The organism is Microbacterium sp. BDGP8, assembly GCF_029991045.1.
GTDB classification, from domain to species: Bacteria; Actinomycetota; Actinomycetes; order Actinomycetales; family Microbacteriaceae; genus Microbacterium; species Microbacterium plantarum.
Map to the genome: position 1 here is coordinate 41,965 of NZ_CP120713.1, position 7,401 is coordinate 49,365.

At 65.9% G+C, this 7,401-nt stretch carries 8 protein-coding genes and 1 pseudogene; 4 read left to right on the forward strand and 5 right to left on the reverse strand.

Features of this window, described 5'->3' with window-relative positions; genetic code table 11:
* Positions 1–90 precede the first annotated feature (90 nt).
* On the reverse strand, positions 91–774 hold the full coding sequence (locus P6897_RS16150) for a Crp/Fnr family transcriptional regulator (protein WP_204947952.1): 684 nt from the start codon (positions 772–774) through the stop codon (positions 91–93).
* Positions 775–938: 164 nt separating this feature from the next.
* Here P6897_RS16150 and P6897_RS16155 point away from each other — a divergent pair, with 164 nt between their 5' ends.
* The 4 genes from P6897_RS16155 to P6897_RS16170 all read left to right on the forward strand — a co-directional run bounded on the left by P6897_RS16155 (position 939) and on the right by P6897_RS16170 (position 4,790).
* Entirely contained in the window at positions 939–1,178 is a 240-nt protein-coding gene (locus P6897_RS16155) for a heavy-metal-associated domain-containing protein (RefSeq protein ID WP_204947951.1), read from the forward strand.
* 94 nt (positions 1,179–1,272) lie between these two features.
* Complete coding sequence (locus tag P6897_RS16160; protein WP_269268752.1) at positions 1,273–3,279, forward strand: cation-translocating P-type ATPase; 2,007 nt, start codon at positions 1,273–1,275, stop codon at positions 3,277–3,279.
* A gap of 103 nt (positions 3,280–3,382) precedes the next feature.
* Complete coding sequence (locus P6897_RS16165; RefSeq protein ID WP_204947950.1) at positions 3,383–3,808, forward strand: cupin domain-containing protein; 426 nt, start codon at positions 3,383–3,385, stop codon at positions 3,806–3,808.
* A 76-nt stretch (positions 3,809–3,884) separates the two neighbouring features.
* Complete coding sequence (locus P6897_RS16170) at positions 3,885–4,790, forward strand: NADP-dependent oxidoreductase (RefSeq protein WP_204947949.1); 906 nt, start codon at positions 3,885–3,887, stop codon at positions 4,788–4,790.
* A gap of 24 nt (positions 4,791–4,814) precedes the next feature.
* Here P6897_RS16170 and P6897_RS16175 read toward each other — a convergent pair.
* From P6897_RS16175 to P6897_RS16190, 4 genes and pseudogenes are all read right to left on the reverse strand, one after another.
* Positions 4,815–5,066: pseudogene (locus tag P6897_RS16175) on the reverse strand (integrase core domain-containing protein); the annotation flags it as partial.
* A complete protein-coding gene (locus P6897_RS16180; protein ID WP_269268753.1) occupies positions 5,065–6,126 on the reverse strand; it encodes an IS110 family transposase in 1,062 nt (353 codons plus the stop codon). The gene P6897_RS16180 and the pseudogene P6897_RS16175, both read right to left, overlap by 2 nt.
* Positions 6,127–6,328: 202 nt before the next feature.
* Positions 6,329–7,081, reverse strand: coding sequence for an IS3 family transposase (locus P6897_RS16185; protein ID WP_269268754.1), 753 nt, complete (start codon positions 7,079–7,081; stop codon positions 6,329–6,331).
* Positions 7,078–7,392, reverse strand: a complete 315-nt coding sequence (locus tag P6897_RS16190; protein ID WP_269268755.1) for a transposase — start codon at positions 7,390–7,392, stop codon at positions 7,078–7,080. Before P6897_RS16190 ends, P6897_RS16185 begins: the two co-directional genes overlap by 4 nt.
* Positions 7,393–7,401 lie beyond the last annotated feature (9 nt).

The window sequence follows — 7,401 nt, forward strand, 5'->3', positions numbered from 1 at the left end:
TGTGACCACGCTTACGCACCCGAGGACGAGGCAAGCCGCATTCGGGCCCGGCCGCACGCCACCTTTAGCCAAGCCATGGCGATACCCTGTCTATCGAGGTGTGGCTACGCGTTCGAGCCCATCAATGTCGAGAATCGTGACTTCACGACGCCCGTGGAGTTCGATGACACCGGAGGCGGCGAGAGCGGCAAGGCGTCGGCTCAGGGTTTCTGGCGTGGTGCCCAGATAGGAGGCGATTTCGTACTTCGCCAACGGTAGCCACACTGTGGGCACGCCGTCTCGGATGCCGCCGGGCAGATCCAGCAGGTAGGCCGCGATGCGGGCGCTGACATCGCTGGAGGTGATGGCGGCCAGCAACCGCTCGGCGGAGGCGAGCCTGTCGGACAGAGTCCGCAGCATCCGCAGACCGACATCAGGGTAGTCGCGCAGCAGCGCCGAGAGGTCTGTGTGGTCGAAGACGCACATCCGGCTGTCTTCCAGCGCGACGACGAGGTCATTGGGCAGGTGGCCGGTCAGGAAGGCCCGTTCGCCCACGACATCACCGTCGGTCACCGTGCGCAGGATTTGTTCCTGGCCGTTGGCCGCCGCATGACTGACCTTGAGCTGTCCGCTGTGCATCACCAACAGACGCGAGACCGACTGTCCTGGCGAATAGACCGTCTCCCCCTTGGCAACATGCACCGGGCGGACGAACTCCGCGACCCGCAACTGCTCCTCGCGGGTGAGTCCTTGGAAGATCGGCACGCGGCTGACGCACAGATCGTCCACGGGCATGTGGCAAGTCTACCGGAGTCGGCATCGGCGCCGCGGGACCGGACAGCGTCAGCTACGCCTCGGTAGCAGGCGGGCGCCGAACATGATCTATGTCAAGGAGTTCCGGACGCCGCAAACCTATCGTGAAGGTACCAATAAGGAACACATCACGAAAGGGGTCCACCATGGCCACCTCCACCCCCACCACCACTCACACCGTCCTTAGAGCGGAGGGATTCTCCTGCCCCTCGTGCGTGGCGAAGATCGAGAAGCAGGTCGGGCGACTCAAGGGTGTCGAGAACGTGAAGGTCCACTTCGCCTCCGCCCGCATCGAGGTGGACCACGACAACGAGCGCATCTCCGTGGATGACCTCGTCGCCGCTATCGCCAAAGCCGGCTACAAGGCCGCACCGTCCGCCTTCTGAGACCAACGGCCCCCGCGCGCCACCTGCGGACATCCTCCCCACATTCCACTCTGCCGCTCCGCCGGCACGAGACCCAGAAAGGTCGTACCCGAAAGTGAACAGGCTCCAAAAATGGGTCTATGGGAACTGGTCAGTTCCCGTCGTGTCCGGCGTGCTCATCATCACCTCCTTCGCCATCCAGTGGCTGGCCGGGGGTGCCGCCAACCTCACCGTCAGCCCCCAGTGGTGGCTAGACGCCGGCGCCCACGCCACTCACGCCAGCGAGGCTTTCACCCTCGGAGATGTCTTCATGATCGCCGCGGCCGTGGTGGCCGGCTACGGGATCGTGGTGAAGGCGGTGCGCGCGCTGATCGCCAAGGTCATCGGCATCGACCTACTCGTGTCGGTTGCGGCGATCGGCGCGGTCATCATCGGCAACTTCTGGGAGGCCGCGGCGGTCACGTTCCTGTTCGCGATCGGCCACGCGCTGGAAGCTGCGACCCTCAACAAGACCCGCTCGGCACTGGCCGAACTGGTCGCCGTCGCGCCCGATTCCGCGATCGTCGTGCGCGATGGCGAGCAACAGGAAATCCCCGCCGGACAGGTGAGAATGGGCGAGATCGTCCTGGTCAAGAACGGCGCGAAGGTCCCCGTGGACGGCCAGGTCGTCTCCGGCACCGGCGCCATCGACGAGGCCTCCATCACCGGCGAGTCCATCCCAGTGGAGAAAACTAAGGGCGGGCAGGTCTTCGCCGGCACCGTTTCCCGCGGCGGATTCCTACAGGTCCTGGCCACTGGCATCGGCGCAGACACCACCTTGGCCCGCATCATCCACCGAGTGGAAGAGGCTCAGGACGCCAAGGCCAAGACCCAGGCCTTCATCGACCGGTTCTCCACGTGGTACACCCCCGCTGTCATGGTCCTGGCCCTGGTGGCCGGACTCATCAGCGGAGACGTGGTGCTGGCCCTGACCCTGCTGGTCATCGGTTGCCCCGGTGCCCTGGTGATCTCCATCCCGGTCGCCATCGTGGCGGGCATCGGCCGCGCTGCGCGCAACGGCATCCTCATCAAGGGCGGCGAGTTCCTGGAGACTTCCGCGAAGATCTCCGCGGTCGCCGTGGACAAGACCGGCACGCTCACCGAGGGACGTCCCCAGCTGACCGACGTCATCATTTTGGATTCCACGCTCGACCGTGCGGAGGTGCTGCGCTGGGCCGCGGCAGCCGAGGCCGGCTCCGAACACCCACTGGCCCGCCCCATCCTGGAGACCGCCCGCGAGGAGGGCGTCGCCCCGCAGGGCATCCCCGGCGCCGTCACCCCGGTCCCCGGCAAGGGCATCGTGGCGAACGTCAATGGCCGCCAGGTGCTGATCGGCAACCCACCGCTACTGGAGCAGTACGGCGTTGCCTCAGGCATCGCCGAGGCAGCGCAGGCCGCCCAGGAGCTGGCCGCCGCCGGAAAAACTCCTATGATCGTCGCTGTTGACGAGACAGTGGTCGGCGTCGTCGCCGTCGCCGACCAGATCCGCCAGGACGCACCCGAGATGGTCGCGCGACTGCACCGGGCCGGCGTCGAGAAGGTCGTCATGCTCACTGGTGACACCCGACTGGTGGCCGAGGCCGTCGGCAAAGCCACCGGGATCGACGAGATCCACGCCTCCCTGCTCCCTGAGGACAAGCTGGACGCTGTCACCGAGCTACAGCGCCAGGGCCACACGATCGCGATGGTCGGTGACGGCGTCAACGACGCCCCGGCTCTCGCCACCGCGAACATCGGCGTGGCGATGGGTGCGGCAGGCTCAGCCGTGGCCGTGGAGACCGCGGACATCGCCCTGATGGGCGACAACCTGCTCAAGCTGCCCGAGGCCATCGGCCTGGCCAAGCGAACCGTGAACGTGATGAAACAGAACATCGCAATCGCCCTGATCACCGTGGTGCTACTACTGGCCGGAGTCTTCGCCGGCGGAGTGACCATGTCGATCGGCATGCTCGTTCACGAAGCCTCCGTGCTCGTGGTCATCGCCAACGCGATGCGGCTCCTGCAAAACACCCGAGACTCCACGACGACGCCAAAGAGCGAACGCACTGCTACGGGGACCTCGGCGGAGCATGTGACCGCCTGACGCCCCCGGGGCAGTGGACCCGCCCCGCGGCACCGAGCACCTCGAAGACTCAAAACAACGACGCAAACACCGAAATCAACACACGAAACAGAGGAGACCGACCATGAGCGAAAAGAACTTCACCCTGGGCGACAACGTCGAGCATTTCACCATCGCGGACGTGGCCAGGGACAATCCCGACTTCCGGAAGGTGCTGTGGACCGGAGAACACACCCAGATCGTGGTGATGACCATTCCGCCCGGTGGCGAGATCGGAGACGAGGTCCACGAACACACCGATCAGATCCTGACCTTCGTCTCCGGAACCGGCGAAGCCGACCTCAACGGCCACACACACCCCATCGATGCCGGTGACCAGTGCGCAGTACCCGCCGGTGCCCAGCACAACTTCCGCAACACCGGGGACCAGCCACTGGTGCTGTACACCATCTACAGCCCACCCGAGCACGCCGCCGGCGCCGCATTCGCCACCCGGGAAGAGGCTGACGCCGCCGAAGCCGCCGGTGAGGACGAACCACCCCGGCCCTGACCGCCACCGCCACGACAGACCCATCCGGGACGTCGACGACGCACCACCCAGTCCAGATCAGAAGGAGATTCCATCCATGTCCAAGGTTTATGTCTTCACCGGCTACGGCGGACCCGAGGCCCAGCAACTGATCGAGCGGCCTGTTCCAACGCCCGGGCCCGGGGAACTGGCCATCGAAGTCCGAGCCGCTGGTGTAAATCCGGCGGACTGGAAGATCCGGGAAGGCCAGCTGGGCCGTCACTGGAGCCTGCCGGCGCCGATGGGCCGTGAAGCCGCCGGCGTGGTCACTGAGGTCGGTGACGGGGTCGAGGACTTCGCCGTGGGCGACGAGGTGCTCGGCCTTGTGGCGCCCGGGCAGGGTGGAATGGCCGAGCACACGCTACTGCGCGCCGCCACGACTGTGGCCAAGCCCGAGGAGATCTCCTTCGCCGACGCGGCCACCATCCCGGTGGCCGCCGCCACAGCCTACGACGCCACCCACCAGATCGAACTCGAACCGGGCCAGACCCTGCTACTGCTCGGCGCCGGCGGCGGAGTGGGACTGATCGCGGCACAGATTGGTCGCGTGCACGAGCTCACGGTCATCGGCGTCGCCAGCGCAACCAAGCGGGAACTCGTCGAGTCAACCGGCGCCACCTTCATCGAATCCGGTCCAGGGGCGGCCGACCGGGTGCGACAGGTGAGCGCGGACGGCCCAGACTTGATCGTTGATCTCGTCGGTGGCGATGCGCTACGTGCTGTTGCGGACCTGGTGCCCGACCGAACCCGGATCATCTCCGCAGCGGACCCAGACACCGCCGCCGAGCTCGGCGGCCAGGCCCTGGCACGCACGGATGAGGCCATGGCCAAGATCACCGAGGTGATCCAATACGGGCTGGTCGATCCCCACGTGGACGCCCAGTTCGCCCTTGATCAGGCAGGTCAGGCGATTGCCGCCGTGGAGACCGGACACGCTGCTGGAAAGATCATCGTGGTGCCCTAAGGTGAATCGGCCTGACTTTCGTTCCTATCGGGAGCCTTGTCCGACAGGTGCCGGATTGGCTGATTCCTGGTCAGCGTAATACGCCTGTTCGACCTCGGCGGGTGTTCGCATGTCGAGCTCGCCGTGGAGGCGGGAGTTGTTCCACCACCACACCCACTCGAGCGTCGCCAGTTCGACTTGCTCGACTGTGCGCCAGGGCCCGCGCTGACGGATCAGTTCGGTCTTGTAGAGGCCGTTGACCGCCTCGGCGAGGGCGTTGATGCTCCTATAGTTGTCAACTCCTGATTTCGCCGGTTCTCGGGTCGGTCTTGACGAGGTGGTAGACCTCGCGGATCACGTAGCGTTTCAGGCATCGGATGATGTCGCGCTTGCTCTTGCCCTCGGCGGTGCGTCGGGCAACGTAAGCGATCGTGGGCTCGTGGAATCTCATCCTGACGATCACAGTCCGGTAGATGGCGGCGTTGAGTTGACGGTGTCCGCCGTGGTTGATGCGATGCTTGCCGCTGGTCATCCCTGATCCGGTCGGGATGGGGCTGATGCCGGCGAGTTTTGCGAATGCGGCCTCGCTGTGTATGCGTTCGGGGTTGTCGCCGGCGACGATGAGGATCTCCGCGGCGGTGTCGACGCCGATGCCGAACTCGTCGAGCAGGTGCGGGGCGCGTTGGAGCACGAGCTGCTCTTCGAGATCCTTGATCTCATCGTTGAGCGCGATCCATCGTTTCGCGATCGAGCGGAGAGCGTGACGGTTCGCGTCCTCCGGGGTCTCCAGTCCGCGGGGTCGGAGCGCGGCGCAGTGCCGCGCGACCATCTTCTGCGTCTTCTTGGCGGTCTCGCGTCGGAGGTCTTCGGTGGCGTGGACGAGCATCGCTTTGAGGGTGATCATCGCTCCGGTGCGGTCTTTCACCGCGGTGTCATGCGCGACTTTCAGCTGTCGAATCATCTCCACGACCCCGTCCGCGGTCTTCGGGATCGCGGTCGCGAATCCGGCGAGCACGGCCCGGGCGGCGTTTTCCGCGTCAAGGGTGTCGGACTTCCCGTTGAGTCGGCGCAGCCGCCGATCGGGGCGGGCGACCTCGATGACTTTGTGTCCGTGGCGGCGGACGAACGAGGTCAGCGCGGCCCCGTAGGAGCCGGTTCCCTCGATGCCGAACGCGATGACGTTCCCGAAGCTCGCAGCCCATCCCAGCAATTGCTTGAACCCGGCCGTATCGGTCGTGATCGTCAAGGTCGCGAGGATCCCGCCGACCGAGTCCGTCACCGCGGCGACGTGGATGTGTTTGTGCGTATCGACGCCGATCACGACGTGTCCGGAACGGACGGTCTCGAGTTCGGTCATGTGTGCTGTCTCCTTCACCGGTTAGCGTGGTCATCACGCTGTCGCCGGCGGGTGGACAGGACTGTCATGGGGACGCGTTGTCGAGACTGCTCCAGGCTCCTATCAGGTCACGCCCGATCCGGCGGCAGCGGTTACTGCGCGCCCGGCCGGAGGCTCGACAGATCAACGCCAAGGCACCCTACGGGCCAATCAAACGCAAGGGTCAGAGCGCTCCGGCCAGGACTACCCCATCCTCGCGAGATCGGGCAGAAACAGACTGACAGTCGAACGAGTCGCCGACGGTTCCGGTAGAGGGGCTCGCTCCGAGTTCCTCGATCCGATCCGTGAAGACCACGGCGAGGTAGTTCGACCCGTGATCGGCATGATGGATCAACCCGTCGAGGCGACCGCCCGCGGCCCACGCGGCCATATCGAGTGCCCGCAACGGCAAGATGTCGGCCTTCAGGGTCGATGCGACGTTCCAGCCCACGATGCGACGCGAGTAGACATCGGTGACGAACGCGACGTAGGCGAACCCGGACCAGGTGGCGACGTAGGTGACGTCGCAGACCCAGAGCCGTCGCGGCGCTGGTGCGGTGAAGCGGCGGTTCACGAGATCGCTCGGCAGCACTGTGGTCGTGTCGGCGCGGGTGGTGAACACGCGCTTCGACTTGCGGACTCCGCGAACCCCGGCAAGGCTCATGAGGCGTTCGGTCTGGTCCCGGCCGATGTCCCAGCCTTGCCGTCGCATGAGGGCGTGCATCTTCCGTCGCCCGTAGACGCCGTAGTTCTCCGCATGCAGCCGGGCGATCTCGGGCACGAGCAGATCATCCTGCAGCTGCCGCGCGGACGGCGCGCGGCCCACCGCGGCGCGATAGCCGCGTGAGGTGAAGAATCCTCTCACTGCCGGTCGCAGGACCTGGCAGATGAGCTCGACCCCGAAACGATCCCGGTGTTCGTTGACGAACCGGATCATCTCGTCGAGGGGTGGCCTGGCTCCTTCGCGAAAAAGATGCTCGCAGCCCTGAGGATCTCGTTCGCCTTCCGCAACTCCGAGACCTCCTTCTGCAGCCGCTCGATCTCCGCCGCCGCATCCGTCGTCAACCCGGGCTTCACGCCCGCGTCGACCTCGTAGCGACGCTGCCAGAGCCGCAGCGTCTCCGGGCTCATCCCGAGCAGACCGGCCACGTGACGGACCGCGCTCATCATCGTCGGGTGCGACGGCCGCGTCTCCGCGAGCATCCGCAACGCCCGCCCACGCATCTCCGGCGAATACTTCCTGTTCATCGAGTTCCA

Excerpts from the sequence above, each read along its gene's own strand:
- P6897_RS16150 (WP_204947952.1), bottom strand. The coding sequence starts at position 774 with ATGCCCGTGGACGATCTGTGCGTCAGCCGCGTGCCGATCTTCCAAGGA.
- P6897_RS16155 (WP_204947951.1), top strand. The coding sequence starts at position 939 with ATGGCCACCTCCACCCCCACCACCACTCACACCGTCCTTAGAGCGGAG.
- P6897_RS16165 (WP_204947950.1), top strand. The coding sequence starts at position 3,383 with ATGAGCGAAAAGAACTTCACCCTGGGCGACAACGTCGAGCATTTCACC.
- P6897_RS16170 (WP_204947949.1), top strand. The coding sequence starts at position 3,885 with ATGTCCAAGGTTTATGTCTTCACCGGCTACGGCGGACCCGAGGCCCAG.
- P6897_RS16180 (WP_269268753.1), bottom strand. The coding sequence starts at position 6,126 with ATGACCGAACTCGAGACCGTCCGTTCCGGACACGTCGTGATCGGCGTC.
- P6897_RS16185 (WP_269268754.1), bottom strand. The coding sequence starts at position 7,081 with ATGATCCGGTTCGTCAACGAACACCGGGATCGTTTCGGGGTCGAGCTC.
- P6897_RS16190 (WP_269268755.1), bottom strand. The coding sequence starts at position 7,392 with ATGAACAGGAAGTATTCGCCGGAGATGCGTGGGCGGGCGTTGCGGATG.